Below are 17,642 nucleotides of genomic sequence, written 5' to 3'. Positions count from 1 at the left end.
CCCGATCCCACGATCGATTACCAGCGAGGCCCGTCGATGCATCTCGATTTCTCCCCGCAAGACCAGCAGTTCCGCGAAGAAGTGCGCGCCTGGATTGCCCAGGCCTATGACGCCGACCTGCGCGCGATGATGGCGCAGTCCAAGAACGGCTACCTCGACAAGGCCGGACAGGTGCGCTGGCAGAAGGCGCTGCACGCGCGCGGCTGGGCCGCGCCGAACTGGCCGAAGGAATACGGCGGCCCGGGCTGGAGCGCGACCGAGCGCTTTATCTTCCAGTCCGAACTTGCTGCCGCGGGATGCCCGCCGGTGTCGCCGATGGGCCTGAAGATGGTGGCGCCGGTGATCATGAAGTACGGCACGCCCGAGCAGAAGCAACGCTTCCTGCCGCCCATCCTGAGCTCCGACGTGTGGTGGTGCCAGGGCTATTCCGAGCCCAATTCCGGCTCCGACCTGGCGTCGCTGCAGCTGCGCGCCGACCACGGCAGCGACGGCGACGGCGAGCACTACATCCTGAACGGCTCCAAGATCTGGACCACGCATGCGCAATGGGCCGACTGGATGTTCTGCCTGGTGCGCACCAGTCGCGAATCGAAGCGCCAGGAAGGGATTTCGTTCCTGCTGCTCGACATGCACACGCCTGGCATTACGGTATCGCCGCTGCCGACGCTGGATGGCCCCGTGCCCGGGCAACAGGAGGTGAACCAGGTCTTCTTCGAGAACGTGCGGGTGCCGGTGGCGAACCGCATCGGCGAGGAAGGCAAGGGCTGGACCTACGCCAAGTACCTGCTGGAATTCGAGCGCGGCGGCACGTATAGCCCGATGCTGCGCAAGCAGCTGTCGAAGATCGCGGAGATTGCGGCGGAGCAGCCTGGCGACGACGGCGGGCGGCTGCTTGACGATGCGGTGTTCCGGCGCAAGCTGGCCGCGCTGCACTTGCGTACAGCGGCGCTGGAAGCGGTGGAGCTGCGCGTGTTTTCCGGGGTGGAATCCGGCACCTCGATCGGCGCCGCGTCGAGCATGCTCAAGCTCACGGGCACCGAGACGCTGCAGGCGGCAAGCGAGCTGGCGGTCGAGGCGGCGGGTCCGGCGGCGCTGCCGTTTGTGCGGGACACGTGGGCAGAGTTGCAAGGACGCGAGGCGTCGCCGCGGGTCGGCCCGGACTATGCGGCTGTGCTGGCGCCGCGCTACTTCAACTATCGCAAGGCGTCGATCTACGGCGGGTCTAATGAGATCCAGCGCAACATCATCGCCAAGCTGGTGTTGGGCCTTTGAGCGTCCGGGACATGCGCCGTTGACCGCATCCGGTCGATGTGAACAGCCGCTACGTGCGGCTGTTTTTTTTGCCTGAACGCCAAGCAAGGCCCCGAGGCGCTCCTAGGGGTTCTCCCCTGGTTGACGCCGCCCCAATCGCTCAATAACCTTTTATGAACGATTCGTTCATTTATGAACATAACCATAGGGCAGCGCATTCCTGCCCGCTTCACAAGGCAGCCCCATGCCCCTCAAAATCGGAATCAACGGCGCCGGCATCGGCGGCCTGGCCGCAGCCATTGCACTGAGCAAGCTAGGCATGGAAGCCGTGGTCTACGAGCAGGCGCCCCGCTTTGCCCGCGTCGGCGCCGACATCAACCTGACCCCCAATGCCGTGCGCGCCCTCGACGGCCTGGGCGTCGGCGAAGCCCTGCGCGAGACTGCCGCGCGTCCCAGCCACCGCATCAGCCGCATGTGGGACACCGGCGCCGAAACCTCGCGCCTGCCGATGCAGGAAGAGGCCGAGCGGCGATACGGCGCGCCCCAGTTGACCATGCACCGCGCCGACCTGATGACGGCACTGGAGGCCGCGGTGCCGGCCGCTTGTGTGCGGCTCGCCCACAAGGCCGTAGCGATCGAGACCCGCGCTGATGGGGCGACGCTGCGCTTTGCCAACGGCGCGCAGGAAGATGTCGACGTGCTGGTGGGTGCCGACGGCATCCATTCCACCGTGCGCACCGCGCTGTTCGGCCAGGAAAGCCCGATCTTCACCGGCGTGGTGGCCTATCGCGCCGTGGTGCCCGCCGAGCGCCTGGCCGGGGTGCCCAACCTGGAGGCCTTCACCAAGTGGTGGGGTCCGGACGCGTCCACGCAGATCGTCACCTTCCCGCTCAACCGCGGCCGCGACATCTTTGTCTTCGCCACCGTCGCGCAGGACGCGTGGCGCCATGAGTCGTGGACCACGCCGGGCCGCGTGGAAGACCTGCGCAGCGCCTATGCCGGCTTCCATGCCGAGGCCCGCGCACTGCTCGACGCCTGCGACGACGTGCTGATCTCCGCGCTGTACGTGCGCGATCCGCTGCCGGCCTGGTCGGCGGGCCCGGTCACGCTGCTGGGCGACGCCTGCCATCCGATGATGCCGTTCATGGCGCAGGGCGCGGGTATGGCGATCGAGGATGGCGTGGTGCTGGCGCGCTGCCTGGCCGATGCCGCAACTGACGGCGCCGCCGGCGTGCCGGCCGCGCTGGCGCGCTACCAGGCCGCGCGCCACGCGCGCACCAGTCGCATCCAGGTGGGCTCGCGCAGCAATGCCTGGCTCAAGGAAGGCGGCAATGCCGACTGGGTGTACGATTACGACGCCTGGAACGTGGCCCTCGGCTGAAGCCGCCGGCCTGCGTTCCACGCCAGCACGGCCGCCTGCGCGGCCGTTTTCCATGGACAGTCCAAGCCAACATGCCCAAGTCCCACCTGCCGACCGAACCTGAGCTCGACGATGGCGCAGCACCGGAGGATGCCCGCGAGGCCCAGCTGGTGTCGCCAGTCATCCGCGGCCTGCGCTTGCTGCGCTTTATCGCCGAAGGCGGCGCCACCGCCAACCTGAGCGAAGTCGGCCGCCGCATCGACGTGAACCGGGTCACGGTGATGCGCCTGCTCGATACCCTCGAGCATGAAGGCATGGTCGAACGGCTGCCCCAGGGCGGCCACCAGGTCGGCTTCAATTTCCTGAAGCTGGCGTCGCGCGTGCTGGCCTCCAATGACCTGACCAGCTTTGCCGGGCGCGTGCTGGCGCGGCTCAGTGCGTCGCTGCAGCTGTCGGCCTACCTGGCGGTGCGCGATGGCGGCGATGCGCTCTACCTGCTGCGGCAGATGCCAGCCGCAGCGCTGGTCAGCAATATCCAGGTGGGCAGCCGCGTTGCCGCGCACCTGACCACGCCGGGCCGGATGCTGATCGCAGAGCTGCCGCCCGAGACGCTGCGCGAGTTGCTGGGGCCCGATCCGCTGCCGGCGGTCACGGGGCAGAGCCCGGCCACCCATGCGCGGCTGGCCGAGATCCTGGCCGCTGACCGCGAGCGCGGCTGTGCCTGGAGCTTCTCCGCCTACGAACCCGGCATCGATGCCTGCGCGGCACCGGTGCGCGGCGCCGACGGCGCGGTGATCGCCGCCATCAGCGTGGCCGGCCCGCAGCAGCGCTTCGACGCCGACGGCACGCTGCGCGAGCGCGTGCAGAAGGAAGTCCGGCAGGCAGCGCGCGACCTGTCTGCGCTGATGGGCTACCGGAGCGACGCTGCGCCGCGGTGACGCCGTACCGGCGGCCCCGGTTCAGGCGAACGGCCTGGGCACCTCCGGCCGGTAATCGAGCAGCCGCGACAGCTCCGCCGCGGCCCGCCGCACCTGTTCCACCATGTTGTCGAGCTGGTCCGGGTCGATGCGCGCGGCCGGGATGGTGGCGCCCAGCGCCGCCGTGACCTTGCCGCTGCGGTCGCGCACCGGCGCGGCGATGGTGGAGATGCTGGCCTCGAAGAAGCCTTCATGCAGCACATAGCCGCGCTGGCGGTCGCGCTGGACCATTTCGTACAACTCTTCGACCGTGCGCGGCGTGCTTTCGGAATAGACTTCCAGCCGCTCTTCCGGATAGAGCGCGCGCAGCTCGGCCAGCGACAGGTCTTCCAGCAGCACGCGCCCCAGCACCGTGGCATGCGCGGGCAGCCGCGTGCCGACATTGACGGTACTGGCAAACGGACGCGACGCCACCGACTTGGCCACATAGACGATGGAGCGCCCGTCGCGCACCACCAGGTTGCATGGGTAGTGGATTTCGTCGCGCAGCCGGTCCAGCAGCGGGCGCCCAAGCTCGGTCAGCTCCAGCGAGGCCAGGTAGTCGAACCCGAGGCGCAGCACCGCCATGCCCAGCCGGAACTCGCGCCCGCCGTCGGTGCGCTCGACGAAGCCCATCATTTCCAGCGTGGCCAGCAGCCGGAACACGGTCGAGCGCGGCACCTTGAGCCGGCGCGCCAGCTCGGCGGCCGACAGGGTGCGCTCGCGGTTGCTGAATTCGCCCAGCAGGCGCAGGCCGCGCTCCAGCCCCGGCACGATGTACTTGTCCTGCGCGCTTTCTGGTGCACCCTCCTGCGCACCCTCCTGGCCGCCTTCCTGCGTGTCTTCCTGCGGCGAATCGGTCGTCATGGTCTGTCTCTGCAATAGTCGGTCTTGGCGCAACGCTCTCATATATCACGCCCGCACCCGATAGGGTACCCGTATTGCGGACAGTTCCCCGCCGGCAAGGCCGCCGACGCCGCTACGTGCCCGCGCGCAGGTAGTCGCGCAGCCACGCCGCGCACTGCTCGCCTTGCGCCACGGGCCAGCGCACCACGATAGTCTCGTCGGGGCGGCGCAGCTCGATGCAGATCTCGGCATGCGGCCCGCGCGCGGCGTCGGCGCGCCCGAACAGCCGCGCCAACAGCCCGGCCGGAACGGCTCGCGGCGCCTCCGGGCGGGCCCGCAGCACTGCGTGGCCGTTGGCGACCGAACTCGGCGCGACGGCGGCCGCCTGCGCCGCGGGCGCTTGCTGCGCCGCCTCGGGCGCGGGCTGCCCGTCCTGTGGCGACAGCCGCGCCAGCAGGTTGGCTCCGAACTCGTCCCACATGCGGTCGGCCTTGGTTTTCATCACGCTCAGGCCGAAGGTGCCCAGCCGGCCCAGCACATCGACCTGCACCTTGATGCGCAGCTGCGTGCCGCCATGGTCCAGCGGCGTCAGGAACAACTCGCTCGACTGCCGCAGCGAGCTGGCCACCGAAGCGTCCTCGCCGGTACCCTCGGTGCGCAGGTAATGGGGCGCGCGGGTCTCGACGATCTTCGTATGCAGGCGGAAGCGCGCGTTGATGAAGGCGATCTTTGCCGCCATGTGCGCGACGTACTCGACCTCGCTGAGCACTTCGATCGATTCCATGCCGGGCACGCAGGCGCCCATCACGTTGGGGTCGAGCAGCAGTTCCCACACGCGCGCCGGCGGCGCCGCGGTAACCAGGGTCTTTTCAATTTCCACGCATTGCCTCCGCGGCGGACAGGACTGATTCGACGATGCCGACATAGCCGGTGCAACGGCACAGGTTGCCGTTCAGGCCATGGCGGACTTCGTCTTCGGTCGGATTGGGATTGTTGGCGAGCAGCGCGCACGCCGCCATCAGGAAACCGGGCGTGCAATAGCCGCACTGCAGGCCGCCGTGCTCCATGAAGCTTTGCTGCAGCGGATGCAGCTGGCCGTCGGCGGCCAGGCCCTCCACCGTCATCACATGGCGGCCGCGCGCCTGCACCGCGAGCATCAGGCAGGACTTGACCACCTCGCCGTCGACCAGCACGGAGCAGGCGCCGCAGATGCCGGTCTCGCAACCGCGCTTGGTGCCGGTCAGGTTCAGGTCGTCGCGCAGCAGGTCGGCAAGCAGGCGCCGCGCCGGCACCTGCACCTGGTGTTCTTCACCGTTGACGGTGACTTCGATGCTGACTGGATTCATGAGTAGGCTCCTTACTCCGATGCCACGCCGAACAATGCGGCAATGGCGCGGCGCGCGACCACGCGCACCATCTCGCGGCGGTAGTCCTCGGCCCCGCGCGCGTCCGACACGGCGTTGATGTCCTCGGCGACGATGGCCGCGGCTTGGGCGGCCAGTTCCGTCGTCACCGCCTGGCCCGCCAGCAGCGCCTCGGCGCGCCGGAGCCGGCATGGCACCGGCGTCGACGCGCCCACCGCCAGGCGGGCCTCGACGCAGAACGCCCCCTCGCGCCGCACCGCCAGCGCCACGCTGGCCAGCGGCCGGTGCTCGGCGGCCGTGCGCAGGAAGCGCGCATAGTGGCCATCGGCGCCGGCACCCGGGGCCGGCACGCGGATCTGCGTGACGATTTCATCCGGCGCCAGCGCCGTGACGTAGTAGTCGACCAGGAAGTCTTCGATGTCGATCACGCGCTCGCCGCCGCGGCCACTGACCACGATCTGCGCGCCCAGCGCCATCAGGCAACCGGGCGGATCAGTGGCCGGATCGGCATAGCAGAGGTTGCCGCCAAGGGTGCCCTGGTTGCGCACCTGCGGATTGGCGACGCGCGCGGCCATGCTGGCCAGCATCGGATAGTGCGCCTGCACCAGCGGCGAACGCGCGAGCTCGGCATGCAAGGTCAGCGCGCCGATGCGCAGGCCCTCGCGCGCATCGAAGCTGATGCCGCGCAGCGCATCGAGCCGGCCCAGCGAAACCAGGTGGCTGGGCGCCAGCATGCGCTGGCGCATGCCCAGCATCAGCGCGGTGCCGCCGGCAAAGAGGCGGCAGCTGTCGCCCAGGTCGGCCAGCATGTGGCTGGCCTCGGCCACGGTAGCCGGTTCCAGGAAATCAAAGTCACGCACGGGCAGCCTCCTTTTCGTTCAGCGCGCGCAGGGCCGCCAGCACCTTCTCGGGCGTGATCGGCAGCGACTGGATGCGCACGCCGACCGCGTCGAACACGGCATTGGCGATCGCCGCCGCGCCCGGCAGGATCGCGGTCTCGCTGGCGCCCTTGGCGCCGTAGGGGCCGTTGGGGTCGTTCGATTCGACCACGTCGGTGCGCAGCATCGGCACGGCGTCGGCGGTAGGCATGGTGTAGTCGGCGAAGTTGCCGTTCATCAGGCGGCCGTCCTCGTATTGCAGGTGCTCGTACAGGGTCCAGCCGATCGCCTGCACGGTGGCGCCGTGGGTCTGGCCATGCACGGCGAGCGGGTTGATGGCCTTGCCGCAGTCGTCGGCGACAAAGCTGTCGATCACGGTGACCTGGCCGGTGCAGGTATCGACCTCCACTTCCACCGCCTGCGCCGCAAACGAATGTGCGGGCGCGACGTTGCCGTAGTAGTCGGCGTCGTGCATCACCGTGGGCGCGTCGTAGCTGGCGCGCACGTGGATACCCTCGCCGCCGTGGCGAAAGATATGCAGGCGCGCGATCTCGGCCAGCGTGGCGGACTTGTCGGGCTGGTCCGGTACCAGGATGCGGCCATCGGCGATCACCAGTTGCCGCGCCTCCACGCGGAGCTTCTCCGCCGCCAGCGCCAGCAGCTTCTGCCGCGCCTCGCGCGCCGCGCGCAGCACCGCGTTGCCGGAGATGATGGTCACGCGCGATGCCAGCGAGCCCAGGCAGAACGGCGCGGTATCGGTATCCGGCGCCATCACGGTAACGTGCGACAGCGGAATGCCCAGCTCCTGCGCGCAGATCTGGCTGAGCATGGTGTTGGCGCCCTGCCCCATGTCGCACTCGCTGGTCTGCAGCATCACGCGCCCGTCCTCGTTCATCTTGAGCAGGATGGTCGAGCCGTCCCAGTTGCCCAGCGTGCGGTTGCCGCTGACGTGCATCGCCGCGGCAATGCCGACACCGCGCCGGCGCGTGCCGGTGCCGCGCGGCGCCGCGCGCTTGCCGTCCCAGCCGATGGCGCGGCGCGTCATGTCGAGGCATTCGGCCATGCCGGTGCTGCTGATCTTCCAGCCATGCACGCTGGTCTCGCCGGCGCCGATGGCATTGCGCTTGTGCACTTCGATCGGATCGATGCCGAGCATGCCGGCCAGCACCGTCAGGTGGCAGTTCAGCGGAAACTGCATCTGCTGCCCGCCGAAGCCGCGGAAGGCGCCGCGCGGCGGGTTGTTGGTATAGGCCATCACCGCGTGCGAGCGCACGTTGTGCAAGCGGTGCATGTTGTCGCTGCGCATGGCGGTGACGTGCATTACATCGCCTGCCAGTCCGGAATAGGCGCCGCACTCGGCCGTGATGCGCACGTCCTTGGCCCGGATCACGCCGTCGGCTGACACGCCCAGGCGCAGCCACACCTGCATCGGCACGCTGGCGCGCGCGCCCTGGAAGTCCTCGAGCCGGTTGTTGACCAGCCGCACCGGGCGCTCCAGCCGGCTCGCCAGGAAGGCGCAGATCAGGCTGTTGTTCTCCTCGACGATCTTGGCGCCGAAGCCGCCGCCAGTGGTGGCCTGCACCACGCGGATGGTCGAGACCGGCCGGTCCAGCGCCTCGGCCAGCCGCGCGCGCGCCAGGAACACCGACTGCGTCGACGCCCACACCGTCAGCCGCCCGTTGCCGTCCTGCGCCGCGACCGAGGCCATCGGCTCGAGGTAGCCGGGATACTGCGAGTGCATCTCGTAGGTGGCTTCATACACCGCGGCGCAAGCCGCGAACGCGGCCTCTACATCGCCGCGCTCGATGCGCATTTCATGGCCGATATTGCGCGTGCCGGCATGGATCTCCGGCGCGCCCTCGGCCAGCGCCGCGGCCGGCGTCAGCAGCGCGGGCAGCGGCTCGTACTCGACCCGGATCAGGTCCAGCGCATCGCGGGCGACCTCCTCGCTGAGCGCCACCACCGCGGCCACTTCCTCGCCGACGTGTCGCACTACGCCGCAAGCCAGGATGCGCTGCTCCTTGCGGTGCGGGCCCCAGTGACGGGCGGGCACGTCGTGGCCGGTCACCACCAGCTTCACGCCGGGCAGCGCCCTGGCGGCGGCGGTGTCGATGCGCACGATGCGCGCGTGCGGGTGCGGGCTGCGCAGCACCTTGGCGTGCAGCATGCCGGGCAGCTTGATGTCGCCGGCATACTGTGCGCGCCCCATGACCTTTTCCCGCGCGGTCACCTGCGGCGTGGACGTTCCCACGATGGCCCTGCTCATGCCGGCCTCCTGTCTGTCTTTGTTGTTTCCGTTGCCGATGGCGTGGTGCTGGAAGGCGATGCGCCGGCGCGGCTCATTCCGCGGTGATCGCCAGCTCGCGGACCACCTTGCCCAGGCGCTCGTAGTCGCCCGCGTTGACCTTCTCCAGCGCCGCCGGCGCGCCGCCGACGGGGATGGCGCCGAAGGTGGCCATCTTGTCGGCCACGTCGTGCAGGCGCAGCACCTCGTTGAGCTGCTGGTTCAGTGTCCTGACCACCTCGGGCGGTGTGCCTTTGGGCGCCATCACGCCGTGCCACGCGCCGACCACCACGTCCTTGTAGCCCAGCTCGGCCAGCGTCGGCACGTTGGGCAGCAGCGGCGAGCGCCGCGCATCGGTGATCGCCAGCGGGATCAGCCGGCCCGTATTGAGGTACTGCGCCACCGGCCCCAGCGTGACGTAGGCAAACGGCACGTGCCCCGCCACCACGTCGTTGACCGCGGGCGCCACGCCCTTGTACGGCACGTGCTGGATCTTCACGCCGGCGGCGCGGTTCAGCATCTCGCCGGCGATATGCATCGGCGATCCGGCGCCAGGGCTGCCATAGGTCAGCGCCTTGCCGGCCCTGGCCGCCGCCACCATCTCGCCCACGGTCTTTACGCCCGCCTGCGGATTGGCCACCAGCAGCACCGCCTGCACCGCGGTCTGGATTACCGGCGTAAAACCGTGCAGCGGGTCATAGCTGGCCGACGGCGCCAGCTTCAGCACCGTCGGCGCCAGCGTGAAGGGGTTCGGCGTGTACAGCAGCGTGTAGCCGTCCGCCGGCGCGCGGCTGACGAATGCGGCACCCACCACGCCGCCGGCGCCGGGACGGTTCTCGACGATGACCGGCTGCTTCAGGCGCGCCGATAGCTTGTCGGCGTAGAGCCGCGCCATGGCATCGGTATCGCCGCCTGGCGGGTAGGCCACCACCATGGTCACGGATTTGGCCGGATACGTGGCAGCAGCCAGTACGCTGCCCGTGCTCAGTCCGAGCACGGCCATGGCAGCAATGGCGACGGCGGCGCGTCGGGAACGTTGTTGTCTCATCTACAGCTCCTGTGGGGGCGCATTCGCGACGCGGGAGTTAGCGGTTGTGCACATCGCGAAAACAGGGGTGGCTTGGGTACAACTCTCTTTTGGTTGTTTTATTAATGAAACGTAAGTCCACAAAAGGAACAAACCTATCGTAGGCTCTGTAAGTTGACAACTCAACTTACGTTAACCACTAATTGACTATCTCGTTTCTTGCCGATTTATTTCCGATCATCCGGATCGCCACACAGTGGCGGCAATGGCAAGCGCCTGTGAGACAATCTGCCCCGCCAACCGGCCACGCATCCTGGCCGGCAGACCAGACCAAGAGGAACGCATGCCCCGTGATGCCGCGCCCGCCCATGGCACGCCCGCGCCCACCCCTGCCCCCGCCGCCAACGCCAGCCCGTGGACCGACCTCGACGAGGCCGGCAGCGGCCTGACCGTCGATAACTTCCTGACCACGATGCTGAGCCAACTGGTGACGGCGCTGCGCAGCACGGTCACCAAGCCCTACGCGGAGCAGTTCGGCCTGACCGTGCCGGAATGGCGCATCCTGGCGCTGCTGGCCCATGCGCGCGCATTGCCGTTTGCCGAACTGGTGACCCAGTCCACCTCGGACAAGGCGCTGGTCAGCCGCACCCTGCGGCTGCTGGAAGACCGCGGACTGGTGCAGCTGACCTCTGCCGGCAATACCCCGCGCAAGAAGCTGCTGTGCGCCATCACCGAAGCCGGCATCGCGCTGCACGACCAGGTGATGCCGTTGGCGCGGCGCGGACAGGCCGAGGTGATCCGGCAGCTGTCGCCGCAGGAGCGCGAAGCGGTGTACCAGGGACTGCGCAAGCTGTTGCGCGCGCAGGCATAAGAAGAAGGGGCCGCAGCGCAGATCGTCGGACTGGCCAACGCCGGCGGCGACGCCATCAACGCGATCAAGGCGGCATCGGAATTCGGCCTCACGCGCAACAACGCCCAGCGCATGGCGGGGCTCCTGCTGTACGTCAACGACATCCACGCCGCTATTTCGAGAAGCTGAAGAAGATGCCCAACATGAGCCAGGCCGGCGCGTATTCGTCGGTGATGCACTACCTGAAGGCAGTGCAGGCGGCGGGCACCGACGAGACCGCGGCGGTGATGAAGCAGATGAAAGCGATGCCGATCAACGACTTCTTCGCGAAGAACGGCCGCATCCGCGAAGACGGCCGCATGATCCACGACATGTACCTGTTCGAGGTGAAGACGCCGGCCGAATCGAAGTACCCGTGGGACTACTACAAGGTGGTGGCGACGGTGCCCGGCGAGCAGGCTTTCATGCCGGCATCGAAGTCGAAGTGCCCGCTGCTGCGGCACTGACAGCGTTGATCGGGGTGCAACGAGCCGCGCTGCCCATGCGCTCCTGACGGAAGCAGCATGGGCACGTGCCCGCTCAAACCTCCAGCTCTTCCAGCACCCGTCCCTTGGTCTCGATGCCAAGGCAATGCACGGTGATGGCGGCCAGCGCCGGCACCACCGACAGCGCGAAGAACGCAAAGCTCAGGTCGCCGCTGCCGATGGTGCTGGCGATCAGGCCCGGCGCGAAGATCGCTGCCAGCTTCAGCCACGCTCCGCCGAGGCCGCAGCCCATGGCCCGCACACTGGTCGGGTACAGCTCCGGCGTATAGACATAGGCGGTGATGAAGCCGCTGGCGAGGAAGCCCATCGCCAGCGCGCAGAAGGTCGCGACCACGTACACGCTGGAGGCGTGGAACACCCCGGCCAGCACCAGCGACAGCGCGCACAGCAGGAACGACACATTGATCACCGGCTTGCGCCCGACCTTGTCGACAATCATGGCGCAGACCAGCGAGCCCACCACGCCCAGCACCGATGCCGCCGCGGCCAGGTTCAGCGCCAGCTGCAGCGGCGCGTGGTAGACCGTCTTGTAGACCGTGGGCAGCCACGTCGACAACCCGTACTGGATGAAGCCGCACGTAGCCCATAGCATCCACACCGCCAGCGTGCGGCCGAGATAGGCCTTGCTGACCAGGTCACGCACGCCCCGGCGCGGGTGATGGACCATGTGTTCGTAGGCGCCGGCGTTCTGCGGCGGCGGCAGCGGCCCCCTGGCGCGCGCCTCGAACGCGCGCAGCGCGGCGTCGGCCTCTTCCAGGCGGCCTTTTTCGGCCAGCCAGCGCGGCGACTCGGGAATCACGCGCCTCAGGATGAAGAACAGCACCAGCGGCACGCCGCCAATGAAGTACATCACCTCCCAGCCGTAGTGCGGCACCAGCCAGGCGCCGACGCCGTTCGACACCATCAGGCCGATCGGGAACACCACCTCGTACAGCAGCACGAAGCGCCCGCGGCCGTGCGCGCGCGTGACTTCGTTGATATAGGTGGCGGCGACCGGCAGCTCGCCGCCGAGGCCCAGGCCCTGCACGATGCGCAACAGCAGGAAAATCTCGAACGACGGCGCGAAGCCGCAAGCAAGGCTCATCAGGCCGATGATGCCCGCGCTCCAGCCGATCGAGCGTAGCCGGCCAAAGCGCTCGGCCAGCCCCGGAAACAACAGCGCCCCGACCAGCTGCCCGACCGACGGCGCCGCGATCAGGACCCCGATCTGCCCGGGTGTAAGCGACCACTGCGCGATCAGCAGCGGCAGCGTGGCGGCGATGGCGATCACGTCGAAGCCATCGAAGAAGGTCGCCAGGCCGATCAGCAGCCGGGCGCGCACATGCATGGCGTTGCCGGGCATGCGCTCGATGCGGGCGACGATATTGCCGCGCGTCAGCGGGCCGGTGCGGGCGCTGGCGGCGCGCTGGCCGGCGCTGTCGGCCGTGGCCACGATACCTGCGGTGGCGGCCACCGGTGCGCCGGGGGACGCTGCGTCTTGTCTCTGGGTTAGCACGGGAACTTCTCGGTAGATTCTGGGGCGGCCCGCTTGGGGAAGGTTTGCTCCCCTCTCCCGCCTGCGGGAGAGGGGCCGGGGGTGAGGGCCGGCGGCTCTAACGGCGTGGTGCCTTGCCAAACCACCCCTCACCCTGCCCTCTCCCCATGAGGGGAGAGGGGAACACCGTCGGCATGCGATGGCGCTACGGCAGGATTACAAATCCAGCACCAGCTTGCTGCCCTTGCATCCCGACACGCACACCATCATGGTCTTGTTGCTGGCGCGCTCGCTGTTGCTCAGCACGCTGTCGCGGTGGTCCGGGCAGCCTTCCAGCACGGCGGTCTCGCACGAGCCGCATACGCCTTCGCGGCAGCTGTATTCGACCTCCACGCCGGAATCCAGCAGCGCGTCCAGCAGCGACTTGCCCGACGGCACCTTGACCAGGCTGCCGGTGCGCGACAGCTGCACCACGTATTCGCCTTCCTGCACCGCTTCGGTCGACGGGTCGGCGGCGAAGCGCTCGATATGGACGTTGGGATAGGCATGCGCTTCGCAGGCGGCCTCGAACGCATTGAGCATCGGGCCGGGGCCGCAGCAGTAGAAATGCGTCTGCGGATCCAGTCCGCCCAGCATGTCCTTCAGGTCCGGCGGCGCGCCCGCTTCGTCGTCGAAATGGAAGCGCACCGCATCGCCGTACTCAGATAGCTGTCCGACGAAGGCCGCCTCGGCACGCGAGCGCGCGCAGTAGATCAGCGTGAACGAGCGGCCCAGCTCTGCCAGCCGGCGCGCCATGCAGACGATGGGCGTGACGCCGATGCCGCCGGCGACCAGCACGGTGTGCGCGGCGCTCTCGTCGAGCTCGAAGTTGTTGCGCGGCGCGCCCACGGTCAGCGTGGCGCCGACGCGCAGCTGCTCGTGCACGTAGCGCGAGCCGCCGCGGCTGCCGCGGTCCAGCAGCACGCCCACGGTGTAGCGGGTGCGCGTTTCCGGCGCGCCGCACAGCGAGTAGCTGCGCACCAGGCCGTTGCCCAGGTGCAGGTCGATATGGGCGCCGGGGGTGTACTCGGGCAAGGTCTTCCCTTCGGGGTCTTGCAGTTCGATGCTGACCACGCCGCGCGCTTCGTAGCGCATGGCCTGGACCCGCAGGGTCAGGGACTGGTGGGCACTCATTTGCTGCTTCCTTCGTCTGTCATTCCCGCGAAGGCGGGAATCCAGTGTCTTCTTGAATGTCGCCAGCGCTTCAAAGACGCTGGACTCCCGCCTGCGCGGGAGTGACGATGGCTTACCGCTTCTCGGTCAGGAACTTTCCTGCCGGGCCGCCCGCGTCCTTCTGGCGGCGGGTGTTGCCGTCGATGCCGCCCTCGATCGCCCATTCGGCGAACATGGTCGGGCCCGGCTCGAAGGCGCGCGGCTCCCAGTGCTCGTCGAGCTGGTCTTCGTCGGCGTAGTACTCGATCAGGCCGCCGGCCGGGTTCCTGAAGTACCAGAAGTAGGCCGACGAAATCGGGTGCCGGCCCGGGCCGAGCTGCGTATCCCAGCCCTTGCGCGACACATGCATGCCGCCGCCGAAGACCTCGTGGATGTCGCGCACGGTGAAGGCGACGTGGTTCAGGCCGCTCTTCGGCTCCGGCAGCTGCAGCAGGAACAGGTCGTGGTGGCCGCCGTCGGCGGTGCAGCGCAGGAACGCGCCGCGGTCGGGGTAGCGGTCCGACGGCACGAAGCCGAACTTCTCGACATAGAAGCGCTCGGTCGCCTTGACGTCCTTGACGAAGAACACCACGTGGCCCACTTCGATCGGCGTGGCGTGGTCGTAGATCGGGCTGCGCTGGTTCAGGCGCGGCTTGTCGTTCCACGTGTTCATCAGCGCGCATTCGACCTGCACCTCGTGCTTGCGCGTGACCTGGAAGCGCACGGCCAGGCCGTTCGGGTCGGTGCAGCCGAGGCGCAGGGTGTCGCCTTCGCCCTGCTTCACAAAGCCCGGCGCATCGGCAATCGCTTCGGCGAGGTGGTCGAGCGATGCCTGCGATTCGACGCCCCACACCACTTCGCGCAGCGTCGGCCCGGCCTCGATCGCGGGCGGCAGCGACGGATCGTCGATGCGACGCACCAGCACGCGGCAGCCATTCAGCGTTTCGAAATCCAGACCCTGCGCGTCGTCGCGCTTGATGGCCAGGCCCCAGTCGGTGAAGAAACCGCGGCAGGCGTCGAAGTCATCCGCGCCGTACACGATCTCGTCGATTCCCAATACCTTGATCATGGCTTTTTTCTCCAGCGTGCCGGGTTCAGTGGTTGGCCCACGGCAGCGGTTGTTCATTCAGGCCCCAGTACACGCTCTTCTGCTCCATGTACTGCAGGATGCCCAGCCGTCCCTTCTCGCGGCCCAGGCCGCTGTCGCGCCAGCCGCCGAACGGCGTCGAGATCGAGAACTGCTTGTAGGTGTTGATCCACACGTTGCCCGCCTGCACCGCACGGGCCACGCGCCAGGCGCGCTTGTAGTCGCGCGTCCAGATGCCGGCGGCGAGCGCGTAGACGCTGTCGTTGGCCTGCGCGATCAGGTCGTCCTCGTCGTCGAACGGGATCGCCACCAGCACCGGGCCGAAGATTTCTTCCTGGCTGATGCGGGCGTGGTTATCCAGACCTTCGATGATGGTCGGCGTGTAGAAATAGCCGTTGGGCAGGCCGGCCACGTCGGGGCGCACGCCGCCGGTGCGCAGCTGGCCGCCTTCGTCCACGCCGGCGGCGACATACGACTCGATCGAATCGCGATGGCGGTCGGTGATCAGCGGGCCCATCTGGGTGCGCTCGTCGGCCGGGTCGCCCACGCGCAGCTGCGCGGCGCCATGCGCCAGGCGGTCGATAAAGGCCTCGTACTGCGAACGCGCCACGAACAGGCGCGAGCCGGCGATGCACGATTCGCCCGACGAGCTGAAGATGCCGTACAGCACGCCGTTGACCGCATGGTCGAGGTCGGCATCGTCGAACACCATGGTCGGCGACTTGCCGCCCAGCTCCAGCGACACCGGCATCATCTTGTCGGCGGCGATATGCGCGATGTGCTTGCCGGTGGTGGTGCCGCCGGTGAACGACACGCGCCGCACCAGCGGATGCTTCGTGATGGCGTCGCCGATCACCGAGCCCTTGCCGGGAAGCACGCTGATCAGACCCCTGGGCACGCCGGCCTCCTCGCAGATGCGCGCCAGTTCCAGCGCCATCAGCGGCGTGACCTCGGCGGGCTTGACTACCACGGCATTGCCGGCGGCGAGTGCGGGCGCCATCTTCTGCGCCTCGCTGGCGATCGGCGAATTCCACGGCGTGATCGCCGCGACCACGCCCATCGGCTCGTAGACGCTCATGGTCAGGCAGTCGCCGCGCTGCGGCGTGATGGTTTCTTCCAGCGTTTCGCAGGCGGCGGCAAAGAACTGGAAGGTGCCGGCGGCGCTGGCCACCAGCGCGCGGGTTTCGCTGATGGGCTTGCCGTTGTCGAGGCGCTGGCGCTGGGCCAGTTGTTCGCCCTTGGCACGGATCAGTTCGGCGACGCGATACAGCACGGCGGCGCGCTCGTGCGGCTTGCGCTGGGCCCAGCCGCTGGTAAGGAACGCGTGGTGGGCACCCTGCACGGCTTCCTCGACGTCGGCCAGGCTGGCGGCGTTGAGTTCGGCGACGACTTCGCCCGTGGCGGGGTAGCGCGTGGCGTAGCGGTCGCCGGTGCCCGGGCGCCAGTGGCCGGCGATGCAGATGGAGAGTACTTCTTGTTTCATGTCGTTGCCTGCTAGTTCTGTTTGCCTGCGGAGCGTTGCTGCCGGCTGTACTGCGTTATCTCGGTGCGATGCCCCCACCCACGCCGGGGCGGGACTCCCCTCTCCCGCTTGCGGGAGAGGGGTGGGGGAGAGGGCGGGAGTCTCCACGAAGTGACGCGCGTCGTGCCTGGCACGCTCCTGCCCTCTCCCCCGGCCCCTCTCCCGCGCGCGGGAGAGGGGAGCAAACCGTCGGTCCTTCAAATCGATACCGCGTGCGCCCTATTCCCCAGCGCCCTTACCACGCTGAACACCGTCAGCGCCGACGTCTTCGGATTCGCCGCCAGCGGCTTGCCGCGCATGGTCAGCTCAAACCCGCCGAACGCCCCGCGCGCTTCCACGTGATGCACGTTCTCCACGGCATGCGGATCGGCCAGCAGCTTCACCGAAGTCCGGTCCAGCCCGAGGCCAGCCAGCGACACGGTGGCGGCGACATTGGCGTTCTTCGGATAGAGGCGCGCCGCATCGCGCGCGGTGCCTTCGAAGATCACCGTGGTCTCGGTCAGCGCCTCCAGGTCGAACAGCTGCTCGGCCGGCGTGCCGGTCCATGCGCGCGCGGGCTTGCGGCCGGTGTAGATGACCTCGTCGAGCCCGCCGACACGGGCCGCGGCCAGCGCGTCGATCGCGCCGATCGCGCCGGACAGCAACTGCACCTGCGTGCCGCCGCGGCGCGCCGCGGCTTCCAGGCGCTCGGCCATGCCCGGCTCGGACAGCGCGCCCACCGACACCACCATGCACGGGATGCCGCGCTCCAGCGCCGGCACGATGTGCTCTTCCAGCGCATGGTGGCCGGCGCACTCGACCAGCAGGTCGGGCCGCTGGTCGTCCAGGTGGGTGGCGACGCGCGCGCGCGGCGCCAGCGCGGAGACTGCGCCGCGGGCCTCGTCCATCGTGTGCTCCGGCACGATCACCACGTCAAACACCACGTCCGGATCGCTCTTGAGCAATTCCAGCACGCCGCGGCCGATCGCGCCGCAGCCAACCATGGACACATGCAGCATCGCGGCTCT

General features: G+C 68.7%; 15 protein-coding genes and 1 pseudogene. 5 read left to right on the top strand and 11 right to left on the bottom strand.

What is annotated here, in order from left to right; genetic code table 11:
* Positions 1-36 precede the first annotated feature (36 nt).
* From ACEI37_RS09270 to ACEI37_RS09260, 3 genes are all read left to right on the top strand, one after another.
* Entirely contained in the window at positions 37-1,272 is a 1,236-nt protein-coding gene (locus tag ACEI37_RS09270) for an acyl-CoA dehydrogenase family protein (protein WP_373376438.1), read from the top strand.
* Between the two features lie 223 nt (positions 1,273-1,495).
* A complete protein-coding gene (locus tag ACEI37_RS09265) occupies positions 1,496-2,632 on the top strand; it encodes an FAD-dependent monooxygenase (RefSeq protein ID WP_373376437.1) in 1,137 nt (378 codons plus the stop codon).
* A 71-nt stretch (positions 2,633-2,703) separates the two neighbouring features.
* A complete protein-coding gene (locus ACEI37_RS09260) occupies positions 2,704-3,549 on the top strand; it encodes an IclR family transcriptional regulator (protein WP_373376436.1) in 846 nt (281 codons plus the stop codon).
* Positions 3,550-3,570: 21 nt separating this feature from the next.
* Here the strand turns inward: ACEI37_RS09260 and ACEI37_RS09255 are convergent, their stop codons facing one another.
* The 6 genes from ACEI37_RS09255 to ACEI37_RS09230 form a co-directional block, all read right to left on the bottom strand.
* Entirely contained in the window at positions 3,571-4,434 is an 864-nt protein-coding gene (locus ACEI37_RS09255; RefSeq protein WP_373376435.1) for an IclR family transcriptional regulator, read from the bottom strand.
* Positions 4,435-4,546: 112 nt separating this feature from the next.
* Entirely contained in the window at positions 4,547-5,293 is a 747-nt protein-coding gene (locus tag ACEI37_RS09250; RefSeq protein ID WP_373376434.1) for a CoxG family protein, read from the bottom strand.
* Positions 5,283-5,759: a (2Fe-2S)-binding protein gene (locus ACEI37_RS09245; RefSeq protein WP_373376433.1), complete on the bottom strand. Its 477-nt coding sequence runs from the start codon at positions 5,757-5,759 to the stop codon at positions 5,283-5,285. Before ACEI37_RS09245 ends, ACEI37_RS09250 begins: the two co-directional genes overlap by 11 nt.
* A gap of 11 nt (positions 5,760-5,770) precedes the next feature.
* Entirely contained in the window at positions 5,771-6,637 is an 867-nt protein-coding gene (locus tag ACEI37_RS09240) for a xanthine dehydrogenase family protein subunit M (protein WP_373376432.1), read from the bottom strand.
* Positions 6,630-8,921 carry a xanthine dehydrogenase family protein molybdopterin-binding subunit gene (locus tag ACEI37_RS09235; RefSeq protein ID WP_373376431.1) on the bottom strand — a complete coding sequence of 764 codons (2,292 nt, stop codon included), beginning with the start codon at positions 8,919-8,921 and terminating at the stop codon, positions 6,630-6,632. Before ACEI37_RS09235 ends, ACEI37_RS09240 begins: the two co-directional genes overlap by 8 nt.
* A gap of 73 nt (positions 8,922-8,994) precedes the next feature.
* Positions 8,995-9,987 (bottom strand): Bug family tripartite tricarboxylate transporter substrate binding protein, encoded by a 993-nt coding sequence (locus ACEI37_RS09230; RefSeq protein WP_373376430.1) that lies wholly within the window; start codon positions 9,985-9,987, stop codon positions 8,995-8,997.
* A gap of 322 nt (positions 9,988-10,309) precedes the next feature.
* On the opposite strand from ACEI37_RS09230, the gene ACEI37_RS09225 reads away from it, so the two are divergent.
* Positions 10,310-10,837: a MarR family winged helix-turn-helix transcriptional regulator gene (locus tag ACEI37_RS09225; protein ID WP_111521831.1), complete on the top strand. Its 528-nt coding sequence runs from the start codon at positions 10,310-10,312 to the stop codon at positions 10,835-10,837.
* A gap of 15 nt (positions 10,838-10,852) precedes the next feature.
* Positions 10,853-11,322 (top strand): annotated as a pseudogene (locus ACEI37_RS09220) (ABC transporter substrate-binding protein); the annotation flags it as partial.
* A 73-nt stretch (positions 11,323-11,395) separates the two neighbouring features.
* Here the strand turns inward: ACEI37_RS09220 and ACEI37_RS09215 are convergent.
* The 5 genes from ACEI37_RS09215 to ACEI37_RS09195 all read right to left on the bottom strand — a co-directional run bounded on the left by ACEI37_RS09215 (position 11,396) and on the right by ACEI37_RS09195 (position 17,633).
* Positions 11,396-12,814 carry an MFS transporter gene (locus ACEI37_RS09215; protein ID WP_373376429.1) on the bottom strand — a complete coding sequence of 473 codons (1,419 nt, stop codon included), beginning with the start codon at positions 12,812-12,814 and terminating at the stop codon, positions 11,396-11,398.
* 237 nt (positions 12,815-13,051) lie between these two features.
* Positions 13,052-14,008, bottom strand: a complete 957-nt coding sequence (locus tag ACEI37_RS09210) for a 2Fe-2S iron-sulfur cluster-binding protein (protein ID WP_373376428.1) — start codon at positions 14,006-14,008, stop codon at positions 13,052-13,054.
* A gap of 112 nt (positions 14,009-14,120) precedes the next feature.
* The gene (locus tag ACEI37_RS09205; RefSeq protein ID WP_373376427.1) at positions 14,121-15,095 is read right to left on the bottom strand and encodes a VOC family protein; all 975 of its coding nucleotides are present in this window, start codon (positions 15,093-15,095) and stop codon (positions 14,121-14,123) included.
* Between the two features lie 25 nt (positions 15,096-15,120).
* Positions 15,121-16,596, bottom strand: a complete 1,476-nt coding sequence (locus ACEI37_RS09200) for an aldehyde dehydrogenase (protein WP_373376426.1) — start codon at positions 16,594-16,596, stop codon at positions 15,121-15,123.
* A 236-nt stretch (positions 16,597-16,832) separates the two neighbouring features.
* Positions 16,833-17,633 carry an aspartate dehydrogenase gene (locus ACEI37_RS09195; protein WP_062802652.1) on the bottom strand — a complete coding sequence of 267 codons (801 nt, stop codon included), beginning with the start codon at positions 17,631-17,633 and terminating at the stop codon, positions 16,833-16,835.
* Positions 17,634-17,642 lie beyond the last annotated feature (9 nt).

This window comes from Cupriavidus nantongensis, assembly GCF_041726985.1.
Classification (GTDB): domain Bacteria; phylum Pseudomonadota; class Gammaproteobacteria; order Burkholderiales; family Burkholderiaceae; genus Cupriavidus; species Cupriavidus nantongensis_A.
Note: the sequence above shows the minus strand (reverse complement) of the source record. Positions and strands in the feature narration are given on the sequence as shown.